At 65.7% G+C, this 24,447-nt stretch carries 22 protein-coding genes; 15 read left to right on the top strand and 7 right to left on the bottom strand.

Translation table 11 applies throughout. The features are described 5' to 3' along the window. Positions 1 to 20: 20 nt before the first annotated feature. Positions 21 to 596, bottom strand: a complete 576-nt coding sequence (gene ruvA / locus AB6724_RS06725) for a Holliday junction branch migration protein RuvA (RefSeq protein ID WP_369337737.1) — start codon at positions 594 to 596, stop codon at positions 21 to 23. A gap of 135 nt (positions 597 to 731) precedes the next feature. Between ruvA and AB6724_RS06720 the strand changes: the two genes are divergently transcribed. The 6 genes from AB6724_RS06720 (at position 732) to AB6724_RS06695 (ending at position 5,821) form a co-directional block, all read left to right on the top strand. After that, a complete protein-coding gene (locus AB6724_RS06720; protein WP_369337736.1) occupies positions 732 to 1,736 on the top strand; it encodes a PhoH family protein in 1,005 nt (334 codons plus the stop codon). A 175-nt stretch (positions 1,737 to 1,911) separates the two neighbouring features. Next, a complete protein-coding gene (gene ybeY / locus AB6724_RS06715; RefSeq protein ID WP_369337735.1) occupies positions 1,912 to 2,370 on the top strand; it encodes an rRNA maturation RNase YbeY in 459 nt (152 codons plus the stop codon). A 19-nt stretch (positions 2,371 to 2,389) separates the two neighbouring features. Further along, positions 2,390 to 3,910 carry a sensor histidine kinase gene (locus AB6724_RS06710; protein WP_369337734.1) on the top strand — a complete coding sequence of 507 codons (1,521 nt, stop codon included), beginning with the start codon at positions 2,390 to 2,392 and terminating at the stop codon, positions 3,908 to 3,910. Between the two features lie 7 nt (positions 3,911 to 3,917). After that, positions 3,918 to 4,544 (top strand): response regulator transcription factor, encoded by a 627-nt coding sequence (locus tag AB6724_RS06705; protein ID WP_369337733.1) that lies wholly within the window; start codon positions 3,918 to 3,920, stop codon positions 4,542 to 4,544. A gap of 92 nt (positions 4,545 to 4,636) precedes the next feature. Beyond that, positions 4,637 to 5,131, top strand: a complete 495-nt coding sequence (locus tag AB6724_RS06700; RefSeq protein ID WP_369337732.1) for a GlcG/HbpS family heme-binding protein — start codon at positions 4,637 to 4,639, stop codon at positions 5,129 to 5,131. 18 nt (positions 5,132 to 5,149) lie between these two features. Further along, the gene (locus AB6724_RS06695) at positions 5,150 to 5,821 is read left to right on the top strand and encodes an outer membrane protein (RefSeq protein ID WP_369337731.1); all 672 of its coding nucleotides are present in this window, start codon (positions 5,150 to 5,152) and stop codon (positions 5,819 to 5,821) included. 69 nt (positions 5,822 to 5,890) lie between these two features. Here AB6724_RS06695 and AB6724_RS06690 read toward each other — a convergent pair whose 3' ends face one another. Continuing rightward, a complete protein-coding gene (locus AB6724_RS06690) occupies positions 5,891 to 6,874 on the bottom strand; it encodes a Bug family tripartite tricarboxylate transporter substrate binding protein (RefSeq protein WP_369337730.1) in 984 nt (327 codons plus the stop codon). A 193-nt stretch (positions 6,875 to 7,067) separates the two neighbouring features. On the opposite strand from AB6724_RS06690, the gene AB6724_RS06685 reads away from it, so the two are divergent. Next, a complete protein-coding gene (locus AB6724_RS06685; RefSeq protein ID WP_369337729.1) occupies positions 7,068 to 7,832 on the top strand; it encodes a sulfite exporter TauE/SafE family protein in 765 nt (254 codons plus the stop codon). Positions 7,833 to 7,936: 104 nt separating this feature from the next. Here AB6724_RS06685 and dbpA read toward each other — a convergent pair whose 3' ends face one another. Then, entirely contained in the window at positions 7,937 to 9,346 is a 1,410-nt protein-coding gene (gene dbpA / locus AB6724_RS06680; protein WP_369337728.1) for an ATP-dependent RNA helicase DbpA, read from the bottom strand. Between the two features lie 157 nt (positions 9,347 to 9,503). On the opposite strand from dbpA, the gene AB6724_RS06675 reads away from it, so the two are divergent. After that, positions 9,504 to 10,835, top strand: coding sequence for an amidohydrolase (locus AB6724_RS06675; RefSeq protein ID WP_369337727.1), 1,332 nt, complete (start codon positions 9,504 to 9,506; stop codon positions 10,833 to 10,835). A 45-nt stretch (positions 10,836 to 10,880) separates the two neighbouring features. On the opposite strand, the gene AB6724_RS06670 is transcribed toward AB6724_RS06675, so the two are convergent. Genes AB6724_RS06670 through AB6724_RS06660 form a run of 3 tightly spaced genes read right to left on the bottom strand, consistent with a single transcriptional unit; the run spans position 10,881 to position 14,100 of the window. Beyond that, positions 10,881 to 12,653, bottom strand: coding sequence for a dipeptidase (locus tag AB6724_RS06670; protein ID WP_369337726.1), 1,773 nt, complete (start codon positions 12,651 to 12,653; stop codon positions 10,881 to 10,883). A gap of 29 nt (positions 12,654 to 12,682) precedes the next feature. After that, positions 12,683 to 13,138: a D-aminoacyl-tRNA deacylase gene (gene dtd / locus AB6724_RS06665; RefSeq protein ID WP_369337725.1), complete on the bottom strand. Its 456-nt coding sequence runs from the start codon at positions 13,136 to 13,138 to the stop codon at positions 12,683 to 12,685. Next, positions 13,135 to 14,100 (bottom strand): cation diffusion facilitator family transporter, encoded by a 966-nt coding sequence (locus tag AB6724_RS06660; RefSeq protein ID WP_369337724.1) that lies wholly within the window; start codon positions 14,098 to 14,100, stop codon positions 13,135 to 13,137. Before AB6724_RS06660 ends, dtd begins: the two co-directional genes overlap by 4 nt. Positions 14,101 to 14,247: 147 nt before the next feature. Between AB6724_RS06660 and AB6724_RS06655 the strand changes: the two genes are divergently transcribed. From AB6724_RS06655 to AB6724_RS06645, 3 genes are read left to right on the top strand one after another with little or no spacing between them, the layout of a single operon-like run. Then, a complete protein-coding gene (locus AB6724_RS06655) occupies positions 14,248 to 16,317 on the top strand; it encodes a putative bifunctional diguanylate cyclase/phosphodiesterase (protein ID WP_369337723.1) in 2,070 nt (689 codons plus the stop codon). A gap of 12 nt (positions 16,318 to 16,329) precedes the next feature. Then, on the top strand, positions 16,330 to 17,823 hold the full coding sequence (locus AB6724_RS06650) for an AMP nucleosidase (protein WP_369337722.1): 1,494 nt from the start codon (positions 16,330 to 16,332) through the stop codon (positions 17,821 to 17,823). Positions 17,824 to 17,835: 12 nt separating this feature from the next. Beyond that, positions 17,836 to 19,053 carry a GGDEF domain-containing protein gene (locus AB6724_RS06645; protein WP_369337721.1) on the top strand — a complete coding sequence of 406 codons (1,218 nt, stop codon included), beginning with the start codon at positions 17,836 to 17,838 and terminating at the stop codon, positions 19,051 to 19,053. On the opposite strand, the gene AB6724_RS06640 is transcribed toward AB6724_RS06645, so the two are convergent. Beyond that, entirely contained in the window at positions 19,054 to 20,643 is a 1,590-nt protein-coding gene (locus AB6724_RS06640) for a GMC family oxidoreductase (protein WP_369337720.1), read from the bottom strand. It abuts the gene before it with no gap. Between the two features lie 203 nt (positions 20,644 to 20,846). Here AB6724_RS06640 and AB6724_RS06635 point away from each other — a divergent pair, with 203 nt between their 5' ends. The 4 genes from AB6724_RS06635 to AB6724_RS06620 all read left to right on the top strand — a co-directional run bounded on the left by AB6724_RS06635 (position 20,847) and on the right by AB6724_RS06620 (position 24,374). Then, entirely contained in the window at positions 20,847 to 21,695 is an 849-nt protein-coding gene (locus AB6724_RS06635; RefSeq protein WP_369337719.1) for a 3-hydroxybutyryl-CoA dehydrogenase, read from the top strand. Positions 21,696 to 21,771: 76 nt separating this feature from the next. Continuing rightward, positions 21,772 to 22,587 (top strand): crotonase/enoyl-CoA hydratase family protein, encoded by an 816-nt coding sequence (locus AB6724_RS06630; protein ID WP_369337718.1) that lies wholly within the window; start codon positions 21,772 to 21,774, stop codon positions 22,585 to 22,587. A gap of 20 nt (positions 22,588 to 22,607) precedes the next feature. After that, positions 22,608 to 23,933, top strand: a complete 1,326-nt coding sequence (locus AB6724_RS06625) for a serine hydrolase domain-containing protein (RefSeq protein ID WP_369337717.1) — start codon at positions 22,608 to 22,610, stop codon at positions 23,931 to 23,933. Between the two features lie 45 nt (positions 23,934 to 23,978). Further along, positions 23,979 to 24,374 (top strand): hypothetical protein, encoded by a 396-nt coding sequence (locus AB6724_RS06620; RefSeq protein ID WP_369337716.1) that lies wholly within the window; start codon positions 23,979 to 23,981, stop codon positions 24,372 to 24,374. Positions 24,375 to 24,447 lie beyond the last annotated feature (73 nt).

The raw sequence follows: 24,447 nt of genomic DNA, 5'->3' as shown, positions 1-24,447 counted from the left end.
TAACAACAGGTTCTGCCGCGCTATTTTGTCAGCGCCTTGAGCGCCAGCTTGATGCCCTCGCTCACGCCCACGTCGGGCGGCAGCTTCTTGAGGGCTGCAGATGCTTCCTTGTCCGAGTAGCCCAGCGCCATCAGCGCCTGCTGAATATCGTTCTGCTCGTTGTTGTGGGCAAACAGCGACTGCGCGCCCGTATCGGCGCCGATCTTGCCCTTGAGCTCGAGCAGCAGGCGCTCGGCGGTCTTCTTGCCTATGCCGGGCACCTTGACCAGGCGGCCGGCCTCCTGCTGGGACACGGCATCGGCCAGATCGTCCACGCTCAGGCCGCTGAGCACGGCCAGCGCCATGCGCGGGCCGATGCCGGTGATCTTGATCAACTCGCGAAAGGTCTGACGCTCGCGGGCCGTGCCGAAGCCGAACAGCAGCTGCGCGTCCTCGCGCACCACGAAATGGGTCAGCAGGGCCAGCTTGCTGCCCGTGGCCGGCAGGTTGTAGAAGGTGCTCATGGGCACCTGCACCTCGTAGCCCACGCCGCCGCAGTCCACCAACACCTCGGGCGGGTTTTTTTCCAGCAGGGTTCCTGTCAATTTGCCTATCATTGAAATCCTCTGCCGCCGGTTGGCGGCTTTTTCATCGCCGGGCCGCCCCAAGATGAAAAGCGCCCCGGACGCTTGGGTCCGGGAGCCGCACCTAGCGAGCAAGTTTGGGGGCCATTTTTCATTGGAATTATCCGCGTGATCCTGCGCCACACATTCACTCCCCACAACAATACGCGCCTGTCCCATCTGTGCGGACCGGCAGATGTGCATCTGCGCACCATTGAGATCGCCCTGGGCGTCAAGATTGCCCATCGCCACGAACAGTTCAAGATCGACGGCACCAAGGCCAAGGCCAACGACGCGCTGGAGATGCTGCAGGCGCTCTACGAGATTGCCGACGACGCCATCGCCGAGGACACCTTGCAGCTGATGCTGGCCGGCGACACCGAGATGCTCGAAGCATCCCAGGACCTGCCTCAGCTGACCACGCGCCGCGCCGATCTGCGCGCGCGCACGCCCAACCAGGCCCTGTACCTGGAAAATATTGCCAGGCACGACATCACTTTCGGCATCGGCCCCGCGGGCACGGGCAAGACCTATCTGGCCGTGGCCTGCGCCGTCGATGCGCTGGAGCGCAGCAATGTGCAGCGCATCGTGCTGACCCGCCCGGCCGTCGAGGCCGGCGAGCGCCTGGGCTTTCTGCCCGGCGACCTGGCGCAGAAGGTCGACCCCTATCTGCGCCCGCTGTACGACGCGCTCTACGACCTCATGGGCTATGACAAGGTGCAGAAGGCCTTCGAGCGCAATGCGCTGGAGATCGCGCCGCTGGCCTTCATGCGCGGGCGCACGCTGAACAATGCCTTCGTGATCCTGGACGAGGCCCAGAACACCACGCCCGAGCAGATGAAGATGTTCCTGACCCGCATCGGCTTTGGTGCCAAGGCCGTGGTCACGGGCGACGTCAGCCAGATCGACCTGCCCAAGGGCATGCCCAGCGGCCTCATCGACGCCGAACGCGTGCTCAGGCGCGTCAAGGGCATCTCCATCAACCATTTCACCAGCGCCGACGTCGTGCGCCACCCCCTGGTGGCGCGCATCGTGGACGCCTACGATGCACGGGGCCGGGTATCCGAAGGCACTTCGGCGCCCAAGCACCGCACGCGTACCCCTCGCACCCTGCCCACGGCGGACGAGCTTTAAGAACGTGTTTACGATCTCTACACAGCCGCGTTGAAGCGCAATCGGGATGAGTTCGAAGCGATGGCTCGCCGCTTGCACCGGGGTGCAAGCAAGAGTCAGCGTGATGAAATCGTAAACACGTTCTAAGTAAACTTCATAGCTGATGGCGCTTGATGCATCAGCGCTACAAGCCAAAATGTCTTTGAATCAACTGCAACTTTCACTGCAATTCGGCCGCTTTCCCGAAGCCGCCGCCCACCGCGAGCTGCTGAGCCGCAGCAAGGTCACGCGCTGGATCCGCCACGCGCTGGCCGTGGATGCCGAGATCACCGTGCGCATCGTCGATGCCGAGGAAGGCCAGAACCTGAACCGCGAGTACCGCCACAAGGACTACGCGACCAATGTGCTGACCTTCGACTATCAGCGGGAGCCCACGGTGATGGCCGACCTGGTGCTGTGCGCGCCCGTGGTCGAACGCGAAGCCAGGGAACAGAACAAGTCCCTGGAAGAGCACTACGCCCACCTGCTGGTGCACGGCACGCTGCATGCCCAGGGCTGGGACCATGAGACCAGCGAGGAAGACGCCGAAGAGATGGAAGCCTACGAGACCGAGATCATGCAGGAGCTCGGCTTCCAGGACCCCTACGCCAAATAAGCGGGCGACCATTCCGGCCATGACCCTCTCCGACTGGCGCCGTCCCCTGGCCTGGCTGCTTGCCTGGACCCTGGTGGTCATTGCGGGCGCCGGGTGGCTTGCGCATGCGCGATTGCAGGCACTGGAGGATGCGTTCGTGACGGATGCGCGCATCGTGCACCGGCTGCTGAGCCAGCGTGCGGTGCAGCACGATGCGGTGATGGCCATGCTGCCGCTGCTGCAGCCCCCCGCAGAAGGCCGCAGCGCCAAGGTGGCCGTACCGCTGCCGCGCCTGCCCGCTGCCTACCCGCAGATCACCCAGGTGCTGCGCCGCCTGCCGGGCAGCATCTGGCCGGCCGACTGGCCCCGCAGCCTCGGCACCGCGCTGGACGCGGCCGCGGCACGCTCGCTGCAGAGCGGCCATGCCGAACTGGCCCAGGCCGACCTGCGCGCAGGCCGGGTGTGGCTGGCGCTTGCGGGTGCCGGCCAGGCCGCCAACCACGCCCTGCTGCTGGACCTGCACGCCACCATCCCCTGGGACGAGTGGCCCATGGATGCCAAAACCAGCCCCGTGCGCGTGCGGCTTGAGTACCAAGGCCAGGCCTTTACCGTTCAGACCGGGCGGCGCCTGGAGCGTGGCTGGCATTACGATTTCCACAAACTGCTGGCCTCGCAGAGCCAGCCTTTCGACGTGGTGCTGGAGCGCGACGTGGGCTGGAGCGAGCTGCCCTGGGCCAGCATGCTGGCCTGGGCGGCGGCCAGCGCCGCGGCACTGGCCGCACTGCGCACCTTGCTGCGCCAGCGCGTGGCTGCGCGCCGCGCAGAGGAGCTGCTGCGCCTGGGCCAGGTCGCGCGCCTCAACCAGCTCGGCGAGCTGGCCGCGGGCATGGCGCACGAACTCAACCAGCCGCTGACCGCGCTGCTGGCCAGCACCCAGGCGGCGCAGCGTCTGCTGGGCGATGAGGAACCGGATCTGGACACCGCGCGCCACGCCATGGGCCAGGCCGTGGCCCAGGCGCGCCGCGCCAGCGCCGTCGTGGGGCGGCTGCGCCGCGTGGTGGAGCGGCCCGATCTGTCGGGCCAGGCCCAGATCCTGGCCCTGCCCGCCGCCGTGCATGACGCGCTGCACCTGCTGGAGCCCGAACTGCGCCGCCGCGGCATTGCCGTGCAGGTGGATGCCCCGGCCGACCTGCCCGCCGTGCGCGCCGAGCCCGTGGCCCTGCAGCAGATCATCCACAACCTGGTGATGAACGCGCTGCAGGCGATGGAACAGAGCGATGCCGGCCAGCGCCGCCTGCGGCTGGCCCTGAGCGCCCAGGGTGCGCGAGTCCTGCTGAGCGTGCGCGACACCGGTCCCGGCGTGGCGCCCGAGGCGCGGGCGCGTCTATTCACCCCGTTCTACACCACGCGCTCTGGGGGGCTGGGGCTGGGCCTGTCGCTGTCGGAAAGCCTGGCGCAGGCGATGGGAGGCGAGCTCACGCTGGCGCCACCATCCCCTGCGCCCACCGACGGGCCAGGGGCCGAATTCCATCTGCTGCTACCGCTGGCCCACCAGCCATGAACGCGCCATGACCTCTTCCCTCTCGCCCCTGATCCACCTTGTGGACGACGATGCCGCCGTGCGCGACAGCCTGGCGCTGCTCATAGGCACGGTAGGCCTGCGCGTGCAGGCCTGGGCCGATCCCCAAGCCTTTCTCGCCGAGTTCGAGCGCAACGATGTGGGCGCCATCGTGCTCGACGTGCGCATGCCCGGCACCAGCGGGCTGGCGGTGCTGGACCGACTGGTGGCGCAAGGCGTGGACCAGCCGGTGATCATGCTCACCGGCCATGGCACGGTGGAGATGTGCCGCCGCGCCTTCAAGGCCGGAGCCGCGGAATTCCTCGAGAAGCCGGTCGATGACGAGCTGCTCATCGAGGCGCTGCAGGCCGCCGTACGCCAGCATGTGCGCTCGCGCGAGCGCCACCAGGCCGACCGGCAGGCGCGCGAGCGCTATGTGCAGCTCTCGGGCCGCGAGCGCGAGGTGCTGGGCCTGATCGTGGAGGGGCTCACCAACAAGGAGATCGGCCGCGCGCTGTCGCTGTCGCCGCGCACGGTGGAGACCCACCGCGCCAATCTGTTCGCCAAGCTCGAGACCGACTCTCTGGCCCTGCTCATCCGGCGCTACGCGGCCCTGGTCGAGGACACCGCTCCGTAGTTCTACGGAGGCCCGCGCGTAGCCGGCCGCATGGACGCCCAGGAGGCGTTTTTCTACAGTGGCGTTCATACCCATCCACCCGGAGAAAACGTATGAAACGCACTCTGACACTCGCCGCCCTGACCCTGGCCGCCCTGGCCGCTGGCACCGCCAACGCCCAGGCCGTGCGCACGGAAAAGAATATATCGCTGGAGCTGGCCAACCAGATCGCTGCCCAGTCCGTCGCGGCCTGTGCCGCCAATAGCTATGCCGTGACCGCCACCGTGGTTGATCGCGCCGGCGGCGTGCGCGCCGTGCAGCGTGCCGACAACGCGGGCCCCCACACCGTGGAAGCCAGTTTCAAGAAGGCTTTCACCTCGGCATCGGCCAAGGCGCCAACGCTGGCCATCATGGAAAACTCCCAGAAGAACGCCGGCGCAGCCAACCTCAAGGACATCCCCGGCTTCCTGCTGCTGGGCGGCGGCGTGCCCGTGAAGGTGGGCAATGAAGTGGTCGGCGCCGTGGGCGTGGCCGGTGCGCCCGGCGGCCATCTGGACGACCAGTGCGCACAGGCCGCTCTGGCCAAGGTGCAGGACCTGCTGAAGTAATCGGAGCTAGGATTTTTCGTGAAATTTCAACGTATCGCACCCCTGCTGATCCTGGCGGCCGCCGGCAGCGCTTTTGCCGACGACAACTACTACGGCGCCCTGCGGATCAATTCCGCACGCTACCAGGCCCACGACATGGATTCCAGCGCCCGCCCCGGCCTGGGGCAGTTCGTGCCCGGCGACGAGTCGAATACCGCCACGGGCGCCTCTCTGGCCCTGGGTTACCAGCTCCCGTCGAACTGGCGCGTGGAAGCCGAGTACACCCTGCCCAAGAACAATGAGTTCACCAGCGGCTCCACTCGCTTCCCCACCAGCTTCAACCACCACCAGATCCGCTCGCAGCGCCTGATGGTCAACGCGTACAAGGATTTCCCGCTGAACGCCCAGTTCTCGCTGTACGGCATGGCCGGCCTGGGTCTGGCCCATCTGCAGTCCAGCGGCTGGCAAGGCAACCCGGGCCGCCAGTACAGCGGCGACTCCCAGAACAATCTGGCGTACTCCGTGGGCTTTGGCGTCAGCTATTCGCCCGTCCAGAAGCTCAGCATCGACCTGGGCTGGCGCTATGTCGACATGGGCAAGACCAAGAGCGGCGCCAACAACTTCGCCAACGTCCGCGGCCTGCAGGACGAGCAGATGCGTGCCAAGCTGACGGCCAGCGAAGTCTCGATCGGCCTGCGCTACAGCTTCTGAGCCTCCGCGTCCGGCGAGAAAAGCAAAAGCGGCCTCCGGCCGCTTTTTTCTGCTGCTGCGAAACGCCGTTTACTCGATGCTCAGGCCTATGCTGCGCACCAGCTGGGCCACGCGCACATCGTCGCTGCGGATCTGCTTGGCAAACACCTGCTGGCCTTCGCCCACGGGAGTGATGCCTTGCTGCAGCAGGGCCTGGCGCAGCTCCGGGTCCTTCAGGGCGCGGTCGGCATCGCGGGCCAGGGACTGGACCACGGCGGCCGGCGTGCCCTTGGGCGCGAACAGGCCGAACCAGGCGCCGGCCTCGTAGCCCTTGTAGCTCTCGGCCACCGTGGGCACCTGGGGCAGCAGCGGATGGCGGCGCACGCCGGAGACGGCGAGCGCGGTCAGCTTGCCGCTCTGGATCTGCGGCAGGGCCGGCGCCACGGCGATCAGCATCACGTCGACCTGCCCGGCCAGCACGTCCTGCAGGCCCTGGGGTCCGCCGCGATAGGGAATATGGGTGGCAAAAAAGCCCGCGCGCTGCTTGAGCTGTTCCATGGCCAGATGCTGGGCGCCGCCGGTTCCGGACGAGGCATAGTTGATCTGGCCCGGGTGGGACTTGGCGAAGCTCACGAACTCCTGCAGGTTCCTGAACCCCTTGCGCGGATTGGCCACCAGCACGAAGTCGGACTGGCCCAGCTTGGTCACCGGCACCAGATCGTTCTTCACGTCATAGGGCAGATTGCGCTGCACATTGGGCATGATGGTGATGGCGCTGTCGCCGCCCACCAGCAGGGTATAGCCGTCGGCTGGCGACTTGACCACGGCATCCACGGCCGAGACCCCGCCCGCAGCGCCCTTGTTCTCCACCACCACGGCCTGCTTCCACTCCCTGGAAACCAGATTGCCCACCTGGCGCGCCAGCAGATCGGGCGCGCTGCCCGGGCCATTGGCGACCACCAGCTTGACGGAGCGCGCGGGAAACTCCGGCTGCTGGGCCATGGCTGCGCCCGATACACCGCTTGCGGCCAGCAAGGCCCAAACGGTGCGGGAGAGGAAACGGGGCAGATTCACGGCAAAACTCCTTAACTAAGGAGTTGATTGTCAAAACAATTACTTATTCCTCAAAATACTGTTTTCACATTCTTTTATTTCCAAAAACAATTAACCATGCCAGAAGAAGAAAAAGAGGCGACACAGGCCATCGCCTAAGATCGACGCCGACAACAAGGCGCAAAGCCGACAGAGAAAATCAGGAGACAAGAACATGGAGAACCTGGGCCACCTCGCCCTTTTGCTGGCCGCAGCTTTCACGGCCGGCGCGCTCAACGCGGTCGCCGGCGGCGGCAGCTTTCTGACCCTTCCCGCGCTGGTCTTCACCGGCGTGCCGCCCGTGATTGCCAATGCCACGGGCACCGTGGCCCTGCTGCCGGGCTATATGGCGGGTGCATGGGGCTTCAAGGACGATATGCAGTCCCCGCCGGGCCTGTCCATGAAACAGGTGGTGGCGCTGTCCCTGATCGGCGGCTCTGCGGGTGCGGCGCTGCTGCTGTTCACGCCCGACGCCACCTTCCGCAAGGTCGTGCCCTGGCTGCTGCTGGCCGCTACCGCCATGTTCGCCTTCGGCCCGCAGTTGCGCGCCTGGGCTGCAGGCAAGAATGCCGCTCACGCCACCCCATCGGCGACCAAGGCCGCTGCAGGCATGCTGATCGTGGCCATCTATGGCGGCTACTTCAACGGCGGCCTGGGCATTTTGCTGCTGGCCTTGTTCGGCCTGCTGGGACAGACCTCGCTCAACGCCATGAACGGCATGAAGAACCTGGTCTCGGCCCTGCTGACGGCGATTGCCGTGGCGATCTACGCCGTGGGCGGCATTGTGGAGTGGAAGCTGGCCCTCGTCATGATGGCGGCCGCCACCCTGGGCGGCTATCTGGGGGCCCGCGTGGCGCGCAAGATCGCGCCCCATGTCCTGCGCTGGGGCATTGTGGCCACCGGGCTGGTGATGGCAGGACTGTTCTTCGCCAAAGGCTGAAGCGCCGCTCCAAGGCAAAAAGCCTTCTCGTCGCCGAGAAGGCTTTTTTGCGAGCATCCCGCGCTGTGTGAACAGGCGCTGGAGATCAACCGAATGGCCGATGCTTAGAGCAGCCGCGCCTTCACGGTCTTGCCCTTGACCTTGCCCGCATTGAGCCTGGCGCAAGCTGCCGAAGCGATCTTGCGATCCACGGCCACATAGGTGGAAAAGTCGTTGACGCTGATCTTGCCGATCTGCTCGCGGCTGTAGCCGAAGTCGGCGCACATGGCGCCCATCACGTCGCCAGCGCGGATCTTTTCCTTGCGCCCGCCAATGATCTGGATGGTCATCATGGGCGGCAGCAGCTCGCCACCGGCGGCGGGCGTGAGCTCGTCCACGGGGAAGAACTGCGAAGCCCGGCCTTGCAACTGCTCTATCTTGCCCACGCTGCCCATCTCGTCCATGGACACCAGATTCAGCGCCAGCCCTTCGGCATCGCCGCGGCCCGTGCGGCCGATGCGGTGGATATGCACTTCGGAATCCGGCGTCACGTCCACATTGATCACGGCCGACAGAGCGGCAATATCCAGGCCGCGCGCCGCCACATCGGTGGCGACCAGCACGCTGCAGCTCTTGTTGGCAAACTGCACCAGTACTTCGTCGCGCTCGCGCTGCTCCAGCTCGCCAAACAGCGCCAGCGCACTGAAACCTTCGGCCTGCAGCGCATTGACCACGTCACGGCATTGCTGCTTGGTGTTGCAGAAAGCAATCGTCGATTCGGGGCGGAAGTGGGCCAGCAGCTTGGCCACGGTCGCCACCTTCTCGCGGGCACCGACTTCGTACCAGCGCTGCTCGATCTTGTTAGAGCTATGTTGCGCAGCCACCTTCACGGTCTGCGGGTCACGCATGAAACGCTGGGCCAGCGAAGCAATGCCTTCGGGGTAGGTGGCCGAGAACAGCAGGGTCTGCCGATCCGCCGGGCATTGGCGCACCACGGTTTCGATGTCGCCGAGAAAGCCCATGTCCAGCATGCGATCGGCCTCGTCCAGCACCAGGGTCTTGAGGTTGCCGATATCGAGCTTGCCGCGCTCCATCAGGTCCATCACGCGGCCCGGCGTGCCGACCACGATGTGGGCGCCGTTTTCCAGCGAAGCGATCTGGTTGCGCGAAGGCACGCCGCCATAGACGGTGACGACCTTGATATTGTCCTGGGCGCGCGCCAGGCGACGGATTTCGGTGGCCACCTGGTCGGCCAGCTCGCGCGTGGGACACAGCACCAGGGCCTGGACGGCAAACCAGCGCGGATTGAGGCGGTCGACCATGGGCAGGCCGAAGGCAGCCGTCTTGCCGCTGCCGGTGCTGGCCTGGGCGATCAAGTCCTTGCCCTGCAGGGTCAGCGGCAGGCTGGCGGCCTGGATGGGCGTCATCTGCGCATAGCCGAGCTGCTGGAGGTTGGCCAGCATTTCGGGGGACAGGGGCAGCGCCGAGAAAGCGGTGGAGTCAGAGGCCTTGGCGGCGCTGGTGGAGGTATTCATGGCTCGCAATTATCCGGGGACTGCGAACAGCGAGTTGCCTGAGTGACTATTCACACGGGTTGTCCCTCTCAAGCTCTCTGCAGTCATGCACCTAGGCTGGAAAGCACGGCCTTTGCCAGGAACAGGCCGCCACGTCACTCCAAACACCCACGAAAACATGCACCCTCAACTTGCCCGCAGCTTCTGCATCATTGCCACCGCCATCTGCTCCCTGAGCACCAGCCCCGCCTGGAGCGCCGAGCTGGACCCGCAACCCATCAAGCCCGAGCTGCAACGCCTGATCAGCCAGATGTACCCCGGCATGCGCAGCATCTATGAGGACCTGCATGCCCACCCCGAGCTGGGCTTTCAGGAAACCCGCACCGCTGCCAAGCTGGCCTCGGAGATGCGCAAGCTGGGCTTCGAGGTGACGGAAGGCATTGGCAAGACCGGGCTGGTCGCCATTTACCGCAACGGCGCAGGTCCCACAGTGATGGTGCGCACCGAGCTGGACGCCCTGCCCATGGAAGAGAAGACCGGTCTGCCCTATGCCAGCAAGGCCAAGGCCCAGTACAACGGCAAGGAAAGCTTTGTCGCCCATAGCTGCGGCCACGATATGCATATGACGAGCTGGCTGGGCACGGCCCAGGCCCTGCTGGGCCTGAAGAATCAATGGAAAGGCACGCTGATGTTCGTGGCCCAGCCTTCCGAGGAGACCGTGACCGGAGCCAAGGCCATGCTGGCCGACGGCCTGTTCAAGAAATTCGGCAAACCCGACTACGCTTTTGCTCTGCATACCGGCTCCATGCCCTACGGCATGGTCGGCTATGTGGCCGGGCCGGCGACCTCCAATTCGGACTCGCTGGACATCACTTTCCATGGCCGTGGCAGCCATGGCTCCATGCCGGACAAAGGCATTGACCCCGTGCTCATGGCCTCACGCTTTGTGGTCGATGTGCAGGGCGTGATCAGCCGCGAAAAAGACCCCATGGAGTTCGGCGTGGTCACCGTGGGTGCCTTCAACTCGGGCAGCGCGGGCAATATCATTCCCGACCAGGCGCGGCTGCTCGGAACGATCCGCAGCTACAAGAGCGAGGTGCGCACCAAAATGCACGAAGGCATTGAACGCACGGCCAAGGCCGAAGCCGCCATGTTGGGCGCTCCTGCACCCGAGGTCAAGCTGGTCAAGGGCTCGGATGCCGTGGTCAATGACGCGGCACTGGTAGGACGCACGGTCAAGCTGTTCAAGGCCGCGCTCGGCGACCGGAATGTGATCCCCATCTCACCCATCACGGCCAGCGAAGATTTCTCGGACTTCATCAATCAGGGTGTGCCATCCATGTTCTACACCCTGGGCGTGTACGACCCCAAGAAGGTGGCCGAGGCCAGTCAGCCCGGTGGCAAGCCCCTGCCCTTCAATCACTCACCCTTCTTCGCCCCAGAACCCGAACCCACGTTCAAGACCGGCGTGGAAACCATGACCTTGGCCGTTATGAACGTGATGCAGTAAGCAGCGCCAGCCCCGCCATCGGGGCTGCACCTTGCCTTCAGCGCGTCACTGCATCTGCTGCAGATTGCCGATGCGCACCAGCATCTCGGTGAACATCTGCATGTCGGTGCGCAGATCGGCGAGCTCCTGGTATTCGAGCGCGTTATGGGCCGTGTATTTCTTGCCGGGCATGGCGGGGCCGAAGTTGATGGCATTGGGCATGAGCTTGGCCGTGGTGCTGCCGGCCGTGGGAACGGGCTTGGCGTCCAGGCCCGTGGTGTCGCCGAAGATATTGAGCAGGGTGGTCAGCCAGGCGCCCTTGGGGTCGCGCGCCATCCAGTTGCCCTGGGTGTACTCCACCGCCACCGGCACCTTGGCGGCTTCGCTCCAGCGGGCTATGCCCTGCTCGACCTCGGCGCGCAGCTGCTCGGGCGTCTTGCCGCGCGGCATGCGCACATTGGTGGTCACTTCGAGCCTGCCATCCGCGGCCTTGATGAGATTGGGCGACAGGGTCAGCGGCCCCATGAAATCATCGGCATAGGCAATACCCAGCTGCTTGCCGAAGTAGTCGAGGCCGAACACGCTGTTGATATAGCGCAGGGCCTGGCTGTACTGGTTGGGCTGCACCAGGGCCACGCCCTGCGCTGGCATCAACGTCTGCTGCAGGAACAGCGCCAGGCGCGGCACGGGGTTCACGCCCTCCTCGGGGCGCGAGCCGTGGGCCGAGGTGCCCGTGACCTTGACGGTGATCGTGCCATCGCCCGGCTGAACGGCTATGGCGAACTTGCCGCCCTGGGCCTGGTGCTCGGCAATGAAACCGTCTTTCGCAGCGTTCAGGCGCTGAGCTACGACCGCCAGCGCGGCCGCATCGCCGGCCGAGATGGTGGCCGTGGCCGTCTGCGCGATGGCATTGGCCGAGGCCGCCCCCGCCATGGCGGTGATGGCGGGCTTGGCCGCATCGACGCGCATATTGGCAAACACGGCCTTGAGCGCGCCCGATCCCTTCTCGGCGACCACGGCCGGGTATTTGCTGTCGAGCACGATGTTGTACTCGGGCAGCGGGGTCTTGGCCTGGTAGTACTTCATCGCGTCACCGCCGGACTCCTCGGTGGTTTCTATCATCAGGCGGATGCCGCGCGCCAGCGGCAGGCCGCTGTCCTTGACGGCCTTCATCGCATACAGCACGGTGGCGATCGAGCCCTTGTCGTCGATGGTGCCGCGGCCGTACAGCCTGTCGCCCACGCGCGTGACCTGGAAGGGGTCGATGGCCTTGCCGTCCAGCACCCATTCGGCCGCCACCACGGGCACCACATCGGCATGGGTGAGGATGCCGAACTCGTCCTGGCCCTTTCCTGCAATGTTCGCGGGCAGGGTCACCTCGAAAATGCGGTTGTCCACATTGCGAAAGCGCAGGCCGAAGTCGCGGGACATGGATTCGACCAGCTTGCCGAAATCGACAATGGCCGGGCTTTCGTGCGGCGCCACCTTGGCGTCGCGCACCGTGGGCAGGGCCACCATGTGCTGCAGGCTGGCGAGCACCGCGCCCTCCTGCGTAAGACGGGTATAGGCACCCAGCAGGCGCGCGATATCGGCCAGCTCCTCGCCCGACAGTGCTTCACCACGGCCGTAGCGCTGTACGGCCATGGCCACCGAGGGCTGGGCCTTGGCGGCCTGCTGCGCAAAAGCGGCAAAAGAGGTCGGTGCGGGTTGGGCCAGCAGCGCATCGAGAGTGGGCTTTTTGAGCGTCTGTGCCTGGGCCGACAGACCGCAGACCAGGGCTGCGCCCAGTGCCACCTTCAATGAAATAGCGAGCAGGGAGTGAGTGCGAAGGTTGTTCATGGGTTGGTTCTGCGTAGGAAAGTACGTGTTCATGCCAGGGCGGCAGGCTCTATGCGCAGCGGAATGGTTACCGGGCCGTCGTTGACCAGATGCACCTGCATATCGGCCGCGAATTCACCGGTCTGCACCAGTGGATGCGCCAGCCGGGCCTGGTTCACGAAATAGTCGTACAGGCGCCGCCCCTCGTCGGGTGCTGCTGCGCCCGTAAAGCTCGGGCGGTTGCCGCCGCGCGTGTCTGCGGCCAGCGTGAACTGGCTCACCACCAGCAGGCCGCCGCCCACGTCCTGCAGGCTGCGGTTCATCTTGCCCGCCTCGTCGCTGAAGATGCGCAGCTTGAGCAGCTTGGCCAGCAGCTTGTCGGCCTCGGCATCGCTGTCGCCGCGCTCGGCGCAGACCAGGGCCAGCAAACCATGTTCGATCTGGCCCGTAATGCGGCCCTCGACCTCGACGCGCGCCTGCCTGACGCGCTGTATCACACTCATCATGTTCCGGAACTCTCCTGCACGGCGCCCTCCGCGCCACCATCGGCCACCTCGCTGGCCGTGCTCATGCCCTCGGGCAGCAGCTCGATGCGCGCATACAGGCCCGGAATGGCCTTGAGCAGCTCGGCCTCGATCTCGGAGCGCAATTGTGCCGCGCGCTGCACGCTCCACTGGCCCGGCACATGCATGTGCAGATCGAGAAAGCTGCGCTCGCCGGCCTGCCGGCTCGAGACATTGTCGAAGACCACGCCGTCGCCGCGCCGCGCATAGCCGTCCAGCAAGTTGTCGATCTGCAGGCGCTGGGGCGCGTCGAGCGCCTGGTCCATGAGCCCTTGCGAGGATTGCCAGACCAGCTGCATGCCCTGCACGCAGATATGGGCGGCCACGCCCAGAGCCACCAAAGCATCCACCCACAGCCAGCCGGTCCAGGCCGCGGCCAGCAGGCCGACCACCACGCCCACCGAGGTCCAAACATCGGTGAGCAGATGCTTGGCATCGCCGACCAGGGCCATGGAGCGGTACTGGCGCGCCGAACGCAGCATGACCCAGGCCAGCAGACCGTTGAAGCCCGTGCTGACCAGGGACAGCAGCAGGCCCCAGCTCAGCTTGTCCAGCGGCTGCGGATGCCAGAGCCGCGACAGCGCGGCCCAGGCGATGGCCAGGCTCGCGCCTATGACCAGCACGCCCTCAAAGCCGGCCGAGAAATACTCGGCCTTGTAATGCCCATAGGGGTGCTCGGTATCGGCGGGCCGCTTGGCCACGGTGACCATGGTCAGCGCAAACATGGCGCCCGCCAGGTTCACGAAGGACTCCAGCGCATCCGACAGCAGACCGACCGAGCCCGTCAGCCACCAGGCCAGGGTCTTGAGGACAATGGTGAGCACGGCCACCACCACGGATACCCTCAGCAGGTTGTGCGGATGCAACCAGGTGGACGATGAAGCGAGTACAGAAGTTTTAGTCATATCAAGAAGCGCCCAGTTTGGCGCGGCTGCAACGCGGGCCCTGCTGTCAGCAGTTGTAAATTCGTTTTGAAATAATTCGGATAAAACTAGCTGACTCTGGTTAAATCCAGACTAAATCCTATAAAAATGCTCTCCAAAGGGAGGCGCATGCCTGACAACTTCAACCAGCGGCAGATCAGGAACGAGGATGCCATGCTGCGCCTGATCGCAGACAGCACGCCGGCCATGCTGGCCTATTTTGATGCAGCCACCCGTACCTGCAGTTTTGCCAACGCCCGCTATGCCGAGTATTTCGGGCTGACACCGCAAACCATTGTCGGGCTTTCGGCACACGAGGTGGTGGGCGAGGATGTCTGGGAGCAGATCGAGCCCTATCTGGGACCGCTGAAAGCCCATGACCCCGAGCCCGTGCGCTATACGCGCAAGCTCCTGTCCTCGGCCGGCAAGCTGCAGTTTCTGGAAACCGTGCTGCGCCCCCATGTCGAGCAAGGCCTGCTCAAGGGCGTGGTGGCGCTGCTGACCGATGTCAGCCCCCAGTACCAGGTGGCCCAGCAGATGCGCGACAACGAGGAGCGCATGCGCAAGTTCTCGGCCATCACGACCGAAGCCATAGTCCTGCACCGCGACGGCTTCATCCTCGACGGCAACGATGCGCTGGCCCGGCTCACGGGCTATACCCTGGACGAACTGCGCGGCACGCCCATACTCGACTATGTAGCGCTCGAATTCCGCCTGCGTGCGCTGCAGCATATGCGCAGCGGACGCGAGGGCCGCGAGGAATCCATGCTCGTCCACAAGAACGGCGAGCAGGTTCCCATCGAGGTCGAGGCCAAGACCATGCCCGGCATCAACGACGAATACCGCATCGTCGTCGTGCGCGACATGACGGCCAGCATCCAGGCGCGCCAGCACCTGGACTTTCTGGCCCGCCACGACCCGCTCACGCGCCTGCCCAACCGCGCCCATCTGAACCGGCAGCTCGGCGAGGCCCTGGCCCGGTGCCTGGCCCAGAATACCCGCCTGGCCGTGTTCAGCCTGGACCTGGACCAGTTCCAGGCCGTCAACGACTCCCTGAACCACCGCGCCGGCGATCTGCTGCTGTGCGAGATGGCCCAGCGCCTGCGCAACGCGCTGCGGCCGCAGGACTTCGTGGCCCGCATCGGCAGCGATGACTTTGTGGTGCTGCTTCCCGACGACCCCAGCCCGCTCGAAATCGAGGCCCTGGCCGCACAGCTGCGCAGCGCCGTGGAGGCTCCCTATCAGATCGAGGGCACGCCGCTGGTGATCTCGCTGAGCCTGGGCATCGCTGCCTATCCCCAGGACGGAGACAGTCCCGAGGCGCTGCTCAGCAATGCCGAAGCCGCCATGCACATGGCCAAGAGCCGTGGCCGCGGCTTCACGCAGTACTACATCCCGATGCTGGAGAGCCGCAGCACGCGCATGCTCATGCAGGAGCAGCTGCTGCGCCAGGCCGTGGAGCGCGACGAGTTCGAGCTGCACTACCAGCCGCAGATCCATATGCACAGCGGCGAGCTCGCGGGCTTCGAAGCCCTGGTGCGCTGGAAGCACCCGGATCGCGGTCTGGTGCCTCCCGACGAATTCATAGGCTTTGCCGAGAACCGCGGCCTGATCGCCGCCGTGGACCGCTGGGTGCTCAACCAGGCCTGCCGTCAGGCCAAGGCCTGGCAGGATGCGGGCCACCCGGCCGTGCCCATGGCCATCAATCTCTCCGCCCAGGAATTCCGCCAGCGCGACGTGGTCCGGGAAGTGGCTCAGGCGCTGGAAGACAGCGGCCTCGATGCCGGGCTGCTGCATATCGAGCTGACCGAGTCCACGCTCATGCTCTCGGGCGGGCAGATGTCCGAGACCTTGCAAGACCTCAAGGCCCTGGGCGTGCGCCTGGCCATCGACGACTTCGGTACCGGCTATTCCTCGCTGGCCTATCTGCGCAAACACCCCATAGACCTGCTCAAGATCGACCGCTCCTTCGTCTCCGACCTGACCCACAACCCCGATGCCCAGGCCATAGTCGGCGCCATCGTGCAGATGGGCCAGAGCCTGCATCTGAACATCGTGGCCGAAGGGGTGGAAACCCAGGCCCAGCAGCAACTGCTCAAAGACATGGGTTGTGCCATGATGCAAGGGTTCCTGGTATCGGCTCCGCTGCCCTCTGATCAGGCGCAGCACTGGATGTCGCAACACTGTCACCCGCTATAAAGACAATAGTGCATGGCCCCGAATACACCTACCTCTCCCGCTAAGAACGGCAGTATTTTCCATACGGATGCCCTGCAGGCTCTGCTCCATGTGCAACAGCTGTACCGCGAGCAGATCGAGCATCTGCGCGTCGGCATGCAGCGCTTTGTGGCCGGAGAAACCCCGGCCGCCCCCATCCATGCCTACTACCCGTTCGTGCGCATCCGGACCACCACGGTGGCGCGCGCCGACACCAAGCTGAGCTACGGCTTTGTGGAAGGCCCGGGCACCTACGAGGCCACGCTGACCCGGCCCGATCTGTTCGCCCACTATCTCGAGGAACAGTTCCGCCTGCTGATCCTCCATCACCAGGTGCCGCTGGAAGTGGGCCTGAGCGACAAGCTGATTCCCATCCATTTCTCGTTCGCCGACAACGACTATGTGGAAGGCACGCTTTCGGCCGAGCGCCGCCTGCTGATGCGCGACGTGTTCGACCTGCCCGATCTCGAGTCCATGGACGACGGCATCGCCAACGGCACCTGGCGCCCGCACCCCAGCGAGGCCCTGCCGCTGTCGCTGTTCACCGCACCGCGCGTCGACTATTCGCTGCACCGCCTGCGCCATTACACGGGCACGGCGCCCGAGTGGTTCCAGAACTTCGTGCTGTTCACCAACTACCAGTTCTACATCGACGAGTTCATCCGCCTGGGCCATGCCGAGATGGCCAGGGAAGACAGCGAATACATCGCCTTCATCGAGCCCGGCAATGTCGTCACGCGCCGCAAGGGCCTGCCCGCCGAGACCGTGGACGCTCTGGGCGCCGCGCCGCCGCGCCTGCCGCAAATGCCCGGCTACCACCTGGTGCGCTCCGACTACAGCGGCATCACCATGGTCAATATCGGCGTGGGCCCGTCCAACGCCAAGACCATTACCGACCATATCGCCGTGCTGCGCCCCCATGCCTGGATGATGCTGGGCCACTGCGCGGGTCTGCGCAACAGCCAGCAGCTGGGCGACTATGTGCTGGCCCATGCCTATGTGCGCGAGGACCATGTGCTGGACGAAGAGCTGCCGCTGTGGGTGCCGATTCCGGCGCTGGCCGAAATCCAGCTCGCCCTGCAGCAGGCCGTGGCCGACGTGACGCAGATGGAGCATGCCGACCTCAAGCGCATCATGCGCACCGGCACCGTGGCCAGCACCGACAACCGCAACTGGGAGCTGCTGCCCGACAACCTGCCCCAGCTGCGCTTCAGCCAGAGCCGGGCCGTGGCGCTGGACATGGAATCGGCCACCATCGCGGCCAACGGCTTCCGCTTCCGCGTGCCCTATGGCACCTTGCTGTGCGTCAGCGACAAGCCGCTGCACGGCGAAATCAAGCTGCCCGGCATGGCCAACCATTTCTACCGCGAGCGCGTGGACCAGCATCTGCGCATAGGCATGCGCGCCGTGGACATTCTGCGCGAGGGCGGCACCAACCGGCTGCACAGCCGCAAGCTGCGCAGCTTCGACGAAGTCGCCTTCCAGTAGGAAACCGCCTCCATGCTGCAGCTGGACTTCTTCTCCATGACCATCGTGGTGGCCGTCAATCTGATGACCATCGCTTTTGCCCTGCCCTGGTTCATGGGCCAGAAGATCAGTCCCGCAGCCCGCCATGCGCAGCAGTTTCTGCTGCTCCAGGGACTGGCCTGGCTGCTCATACTCGCCACCGCGCATATGGAGTCTGAGCTCTGGAACACGCTGCTGCCGCTGGGGGCTGCGGTCTCGGCCATGGCCGCGCTGTGGCAGCTGGGCAAGGCCTTGCGCGGCTGGCTGGGCCCGCGCTCCAGGCTGCTGGTGCGCGCCCAGATCGCCTGCGGCATCCTGGGCCCGCTGGGCTTTGTGGTGCTGCTGCAGTCCGTGCCCAACCGCCTGGCCTGGTTCAGCGCCTGTTACGGCATCTGCGCCGCCCTGGTGGCCTGCATGGCGCTCTATCCGGCCCGGCCCGCGAACAAGAGCTGGCGCTACATACTCTTCGGCGTGGGCTCGGCCATGAGCCTGATCATGCTGCTGCGCAGCTATCTCACGCTGCAGACTCCCTGGCTGCAGCGCTTCACCGAGGACTCCTACGCCAATCTGGACTTCGCCATGCTGGCGCCGTTTTCCAGCACCCTGCTGCTGGTGGCCATTCTGATCGCCTCGAATGACGAAACCCGCCGCCGCGGCATGAAGCAGCACCAGCAGGACAGTCTGACCGGCCTGCTCCACCGCCATGCGCTGACCCGCCAGGCGCAGATCATGCTGCGCCGCGCCAAGCGCAAGCAGCTGGCCCTGGCCATAGTGCTGCTGAACATGGACCACTTCCAGCGCGTCAACGACCGCCATGGACATACGGTCGGGGACGAGGCGCTGCAGCTGCTGTCGCGCACACTGCAAAAGCAGATGCGCGGCGAAGAGATCGCCGGCCGCTGGAGCGGCGAGACCTTCTGCCTGCTGCTGCATGCCGATGCCGCGGGCGTGCGTTCGCTATACACCCGGCTCAGATCCGCCATGCAGCTGGGCGCCCAGTACGAACTGCAGGTAGATCTGGACTTCAGCGCGGGCTGCGCTCTGGCGCCCGAGGTCTGGGAAGGCCTGAGCCTGGACGAGCTGGTCGAGCGGGCCAGCCAGGCCTTGCAAAGTGCCAAGGAGCGTGGGCGCGGGCGCCTGGAGATCCACACCCTGGCCCCGCCCGAGCCCGCGCACAGCGAGGCCGAACCGGCCTCGGTGCCGCCGCTGTGATCAGCGCCCGGCCCGGATCAGGTCGGCGGCCTTCTCGGCAATCATGATGGTCGGCGCATTGGTGTTGCCGCTCACGATGCGCGGCATCACCGAAGCGTCCACCACGCGCAGGCCCTCCACCCCATGCACGCGCAGCCGCGCATCGACCACATCCTGCGGGCCCGGCCCCATGCGGCAGCTGCCCACGGGGTGGTAGATCGTGTCGGCATAGCCGCGGATGAACCGCTCGATCTCCGCATCGCTGCGCGCCCCGGCCGAATGGGCGAACTCCCGGCCGCCCAGGCCTCTCAGCGCGGGCTGGCTCAGAATTTCGCGCATGCGGCGCACGCCGCGCACCATGCGCTGCATATCGTCAGCATCGGCAAAGAACGCCGGGTCTATCAGCGGCATGGCCTGCGCATCCCTGGACGCAAGCCGCACGCGCCCCCGACTCCTGGGCTGCAAAATGCAGACATGGCAGGAATAGCCATGGCCCAGTACCGTCCGGCGGCCATGGTCGACCAGCTTGCCAACCACGAAGTGCAACTGCAGATCGGGTGCGGCCTCCTGCGGCCGGCTGCGGATGAAGCCGCCGGCCTCGGCAAAATTGGTGGTCAGCATACCGCGCCGCTCGCGCCGCCACAGGCCCACGCCCCGGCAGAGGTTTTTGATGCCGGTGAAAGAGATGCCGAAGCTGTCGGTGAGTTGCGGGCCGTCCATGACCTGCACCACATCGGGATGGTCGTGCAGATGCTCGCCCACGCCGGGCAGGTGCTGGGCCACCGCTATGCCCAGCTGCTGCAGATGTTCGCCCGGCCCTATGCCGGAGAGCATGAGCAGCTGCGGCGATTGCAGCGCGCCCGCACACAGCAGGACCTCGCGGCGGCAGCGCAGCTGCCTGACCTGGCCGCCCTGCTCGTACTCCACGCCCACGGCCCGCCGCCCTTCGAGCAGCACCCGCAGCACGCGCGCCTGGGTGATGACCTCGAGGTTGGGCCGGCCGCGCACCGGCGTCAGATAGGCCTTGGCCGCGCTGCAGCGCTCGCCGTTGTGATGCGTGACCTGGTACAGGCCCACGCCCTCCTGGCTGGGGCCGTTGAAATCGGCGTTGTGCGCATGGCCGGCCTGCACGCCCGCTTGCACAAAAGCCTGAGCCAGCGGATTCGGGTCACGCAGATCGGACACATGCAGCGGGCCACCGCCGCCATGCAGCGCATCGGCACCGCGCATGTTGCACTCCGACTTCTGGAAATACGGCAGAACATCGCTCCAGCCCCAGCCCGGATTGCCTTGTGCGCTCCAGTATTCATAGTCCTCGGGCTGGCCGCGCACATAGATCATGGCGTTGATGGAGCTGGATCCGCCCAACACCTTGCCGCGCGGCTGATAGCCCCGGCGGCCGCCGAGCCCGGCCTGCGGCACCGTGCTCATATTCCAGTTGCTGGCTTTTTGCTTGGCCATCAGCGCCAGGCCCGCGGGACAGTGGATCAGCACGCTGCTGTCCTCGCCGCCGGCCTCCAGCAGACTCACGCTCACCTGCGGGTCCTCGCTCAGCCTCGCCGCCAGCACGGCTCCCGCCGAGCCGCCTCCGATCACCAGATAGTCGCGCATGCATTACTCCTGCTTGTGGCAGCAGATTCTGGCCAAGGCGGCGCAGCCGCGAAACAAGGAAAAACACGGTCGTGCGGAAAAACGCTGTCATCGGTTTGACTCTTATCACGCCAACCATGTCCGACTAGGGTCAAACCCGTACCGAACCCGGCTAATATTTTCGGGTTCGACGCAATTTGCAAACATCAGGAGATTCAAGCGTTATGGCAATTCAAACCGTAGGCATTATTGGCGCAGGCACCATGGGCAACGGCATCGCGCAGGCGTGCGCCGTGTCCGGCATCGACGTGGTGATGGTGGACATCTCGGACGCCGCAGTGCAAAAAGGCCTGGCCACCGTGGCCGGCAGCCTGGACCGCCTGATCAAGAAGGAAAAGATCAGCGAGGCCGACAAGGCCGCGGCCCTGGCCCGCATCAAGACCTCGACCAGCTACGACGACCTGAAGTCCGCCCAGCTGGTGATCGAAGCCGCCACCGAGAACTTCGAGCTCAAGGTCAAGATCCTCAAGCAGCTGGACGCTTTGCTGGCCCAGGACGTGATCGTGGCCACCAACACCTCCTCGATCTCCATCACCCAGCTGGCCGCCGTGACCCAGCGCGCCGACCGCTTCATCGGCATGCACTTCTTCAACCCCGTGCCCATGATGGCACTGGTGGAGATCATCGTCGGCCTGCAGACCTCGGACGCCACCCACGCGGCCGTCAAGGACCTGGCAGAGCGCCTGGGCAAGACCCCCATTACCGTCAAGAACGCGCCCGGCTTTGTGGTCAACCGCATTCTGGTGCCAATGATCAACGAGGCCTTCTTCGTGCTGGCCGAAGGTCTGGCCTCGGCCGAGGACATCGATGCCGGCATGAAGCTGGGCTGCAACCAGCCCATAGGCCCGCTGGCCCTGGCCGACATGATCGGCCTGGACGTGTGCCTGGCCGTGATGGAGGTCTACCTCAAGGAGTTCGGCGACAGCAAGTACCGCGCCTGCCCGCTGCTCAAGGAAATGGTGGCCGCCGGCCGCCTGGGCCGCAAGAGCGGACGTGGTGTTTACACCTACTAAATAGCGCGGTTTCCGGTCTTCTGCGCGACTGCAGCCTTCGGGGCTGCCGTCTATCGTCTGGCGCAGGAGAACGGCCATGCAAATCGAAAATCCCAGCCCTCCTAGCGAGGGCTGCATTCATTGTGAAGTCCGCGGCCATGTGCTGCTGATAGGCATCAACCGCCCGGCCAAGCGCAACGGCTGGACGCCGGCCATGTTCCGGCAGCTGGCCGAGGCCTATACCCGGCTGGACGATGCCCCCGCGCTGCGCGTGGGCCTGCTCCATGCTTTTGGCGAGCACTTCACCGCCGGCCTTGATCTGCCGGTGATTGCCGAATTCATGCGGACCGGCCGCAAAGTCATACCGCCCGGACTGGTGGAGCCGCATGACTTCGGCCTGCCCGGCTACCGGCGCCGCAGCAAGCCCATGGTGGCCGCCGTCAAAGGCATCTGCTTCACCGTCGGCATAGAGCTGATGCTGGGCGCCGACGTCGTGGTCGCCGCCGACAACTGCCGCTTTGCACAGATGGAGGTGCAGCGCTGCATCATGCCCACGGGCGGCGCCACGCTGCGCATGGCCGAGCGCGCCGGCCTGGGCAACGCCATGCTGCATCTGCTGACCAGCGACGAGTTCGATGCCGCCGAAGCCTATCGCTGCCACTTCGTGCAAAAAGTCGTACCCGCGGGGCAGGAGCTGGACGCCGCCTTTCGCATTGCCGAGCGCATAGCGGCCCAGGCACCGCAGGCCGTGGTCGCCACCCGCCTCAATGTGCTCAAGGCCATAGAGCTGGGCCAGGCCGCGGCCGTGGCCGACTTCATTCCCGTGCAGCAGCGCCTGGCCAACAGCGAAGACGCTGCCGAAGGCCTGCGCTCCTTCGTCGAAAAACGGCCCGCGCATTTCACCGGCAGATAAACCACACCCGAGAGGCAAAGATGAAGTTCACAGGTTTTTCCCGCCCAGCCCTGACCCCGCTTGCGCTGGCAGCTCTGGTCTCAGCAGCCTATGCGCAGACTGCGGCGCCCGCCCTGCCCGATCCGGCCAGCACCACGGTGCAGGCCATGGGCTGGATGCAGGGCTTTGCGCCGCCGCCCGACAAGCTCATCACCTTTGACAATCCGGTGGGCAACACCTTTCCGCGCATACGCTGGACCTTCTCCCATATCCGCGAGCTGGTGCCCACGACCAATGTCTGGCGCGGCCCGGGCGCGCCCAGCCCGCTGCAGGCCGCACCGGTGAACCTGGACCAGGTGCGCTTCAAGGTCATGGGCACGGGCGAGGAACTGAGCTTTGCCCAGTCGCTGGAGCGCAACTACACCGACGGCATCGTGGTGCTGCACCGGGGCAAGATCGTCTACGAGAAATATTTCGGCGCTCTGGAGCCGCAGCGCCCGCACCTCGCAATGTCGGTCACCAAGTCCTTTGTGGGTACGCTGGCCGCACTGCTGGCCCATGAGGGCAGCATCAAGCCCGAGGCGCCCGTCACCGCCTATCTTCCCGAGATGAAGAACACCGCCTATGGCGATGCCACGGTGCGCGAAGTCATGGACATGACGGTAGGCGTCAAATATTCCGAGAACTACGCCGACCCCAAGGCCGAGATCTGGGACTATGCGCGCGCCGGCGGCATGATGCCCCAGGGCAAGGACTATGCGGGTCCCAGGAGCTTTTACGAGTTCCTGCAGACCCTGCAGAAGGAAGGCGAGCACGACCAGGCCTTTGCCTACAAGACCGTCAATGCCGAGCTGCTGGCCTGGATCGTGCGCCGCGCCAGCGGAAAATCGCTGGCCCAGCTGCTGTCCGAGCGCATCTGGAGCCGCATAGGCGCCGAGCAGGATGCCTATCTGATGGTGGACCGCATAGGCACGGAGTCGGGCGGCGGCGGACTGAATACCACGCTGCGCGACCTGGCCCGCTTTGGCGAGATGATGCGCAACGGCGGCCGCGCGGCCGACGGCCAGCAGGTGCTGCCCAAGGCCGTGGTCGACGATATACGCCATGGCGGGAACCCGGCCAAGTTCGCCAAGGCCGGCTATGCCACGCTGCCCGGCTGGTCCTACCGCAATATGTGGTGGGTGTCGAACAATGCCAACGGCGCCTATAGCGCGCGCGGCATCCACGGCCAGGCCATCTATATCGACCCCAGGGCCGAGATGGTGGTGGCGCGCTATGCCTCCCATCCGCTGGCCGCCAACGGGGCCAATGACCCCATCAGCCTGCCCATGTACCAGGCGCTGGCCGATGCGCTGATAAAGCAATAGCCCCGCGCTCTTATCCGGAGACGACCCGGCGACGACAATTGCCGGGTGAATATCCGTCCCCAATACCATTTGCGCCCCAGCCCTCGAGGGCTGCTGGCCTGGGATGTGCGCCAGCTCATCGCCCTGGCCGCGGCACAGGGCCTGCAGCCGCACTGGGTGCGCCTGGACGAGATTGCCGAGCTTGACCAGCGCTACTGGTTTGGCGAGCCCGGCGACGAGCCCACGCCGAGGGCGATTGCCGAGCATCTGAAGCTGGTCCAGGCCGCCGACACCGACTACCCGATTCTGCTCGATGCCCAGGGCCGGCTGATGGACGGCATGCATCGCGCCGTCAAGCGGCTCAGCCAGGGCCATGACGAGGTCTGGGCGCTGCGGTTTGCGACCACGCCCGAGCCCGACTTTGTGGGCATTGCGGCCGACGCTCTGCCCTACGCGGACTAGGGCTCGTCATCAATTGAGCCAGACGACAGTGGCCGCAAGGTGAATCCCTCCCAAGAATGCCGCTGCCGTTTTG

Source organism: Comamonas guangdongensis (assembly GCF_041079535.1).
Classification (GTDB): Bacteria; Pseudomonadota; Gammaproteobacteria; order Burkholderiales; family Burkholderiaceae_C; genus Comamonas; species Comamonas guangdongensis.
Note: the sequence above shows the minus strand (reverse complement) of the source record. Positions and strands in the feature narration are given on the sequence as shown.

What these genes read in the sequence shown, in the direction of transcription:
- ruvA (WP_369337737.1), bottom strand. Translation starts at nt 596, where the DNA reads ATGATAGGCAAATTGACAGGAACCCTGCTGGAAAAAAACCCGCCCGAG.
- ybeY (WP_369337735.1), top strand. Translation starts at nt 1,912, where the DNA reads ATGTCTTTGAATCAACTGCAACTTTCACTGCAATTCGGCCGCTTTCCC.
- AB6724_RS06710 (WP_369337734.1), top strand. Translation starts at nt 2,390, where the DNA reads ATGACCCTCTCCGACTGGCGCCGTCCCCTGGCCTGGCTGCTTGCCTGG.
- AB6724_RS06705 (WP_369337733.1), top strand. Translation starts at nt 3,918, where the DNA reads ATGACCTCTTCCCTCTCGCCCCTGATCCACCTTGTGGACGACGATGCC.
- AB6724_RS06700 (WP_369337732.1), top strand. Translation starts at nt 4,637, where the DNA reads ATGAAACGCACTCTGACACTCGCCGCCCTGACCCTGGCCGCCCTGGCC.
- AB6724_RS06685 (WP_369337729.1), top strand. Translation starts at nt 7,068, where the DNA reads ATGGAGAACCTGGGCCACCTCGCCCTTTTGCTGGCCGCAGCTTTCACG.
- dbpA (WP_369337728.1), bottom strand. Translation starts at nt 9,346, where the DNA reads ATGAATACCTCCACCAGCGCCGCCAAGGCCTCTGACTCCACCGCTTTC.
- AB6724_RS06675 (WP_369337727.1), top strand. Translation starts at nt 9,504, where the DNA reads ATGCACCCTCAACTTGCCCGCAGCTTCTGCATCATTGCCACCGCCATC.
- AB6724_RS06670 (WP_369337726.1), bottom strand. Translation starts at nt 12,653, where the DNA reads ATGAACAACCTTCGCACTCACTCCCTGCTCGCTATTTCATTGAAGGTG.
- dtd (WP_369337725.1), bottom strand. Translation starts at nt 13,138, where the DNA reads ATGATGAGTGTGATACAGCGCGTCAGGCAGGCGCGCGTCGAGGTCGAG.
- AB6724_RS06660 (WP_369337724.1), bottom strand. Translation starts at nt 14,100, where the DNA reads ATGACTAAAACTTCTGTACTCGCTTCATCGTCCACCTGGTTGCATCCG.
- AB6724_RS06655 (WP_369337723.1), top strand. Translation starts at nt 14,248, where the DNA reads ATGCCTGACAACTTCAACCAGCGGCAGATCAGGAACGAGGATGCCATG.
- AB6724_RS06650 (WP_369337722.1), top strand. Translation starts at nt 16,330, where the DNA reads ATGGCCCCGAATACACCTACCTCTCCCGCTAAGAACGGCAGTATTTTC.
- AB6724_RS06645 (WP_369337721.1), top strand. Translation starts at nt 17,836, where the DNA reads ATGCTGCAGCTGGACTTCTTCTCCATGACCATCGTGGTGGCCGTCAAT.
- AB6724_RS06640 (WP_369337720.1), bottom strand. Translation starts at nt 20,643, where the DNA reads ATGCGCGACTATCTGGTGATCGGAGGCGGCTCGGCGGGAGCCGTGCTG.
- AB6724_RS06635 (WP_369337719.1), top strand. Translation starts at nt 20,847, where the DNA reads ATGGCAATTCAAACCGTAGGCATTATTGGCGCAGGCACCATGGGCAAC.
- AB6724_RS06630 (WP_369337718.1), top strand. Translation starts at nt 21,772, where the DNA reads ATGCAAATCGAAAATCCCAGCCCTCCTAGCGAGGGCTGCATTCATTGT.
- AB6724_RS06625 (WP_369337717.1), top strand. Translation starts at nt 22,608, where the DNA reads ATGAAGTTCACAGGTTTTTCCCGCCCAGCCCTGACCCCGCTTGCGCTG.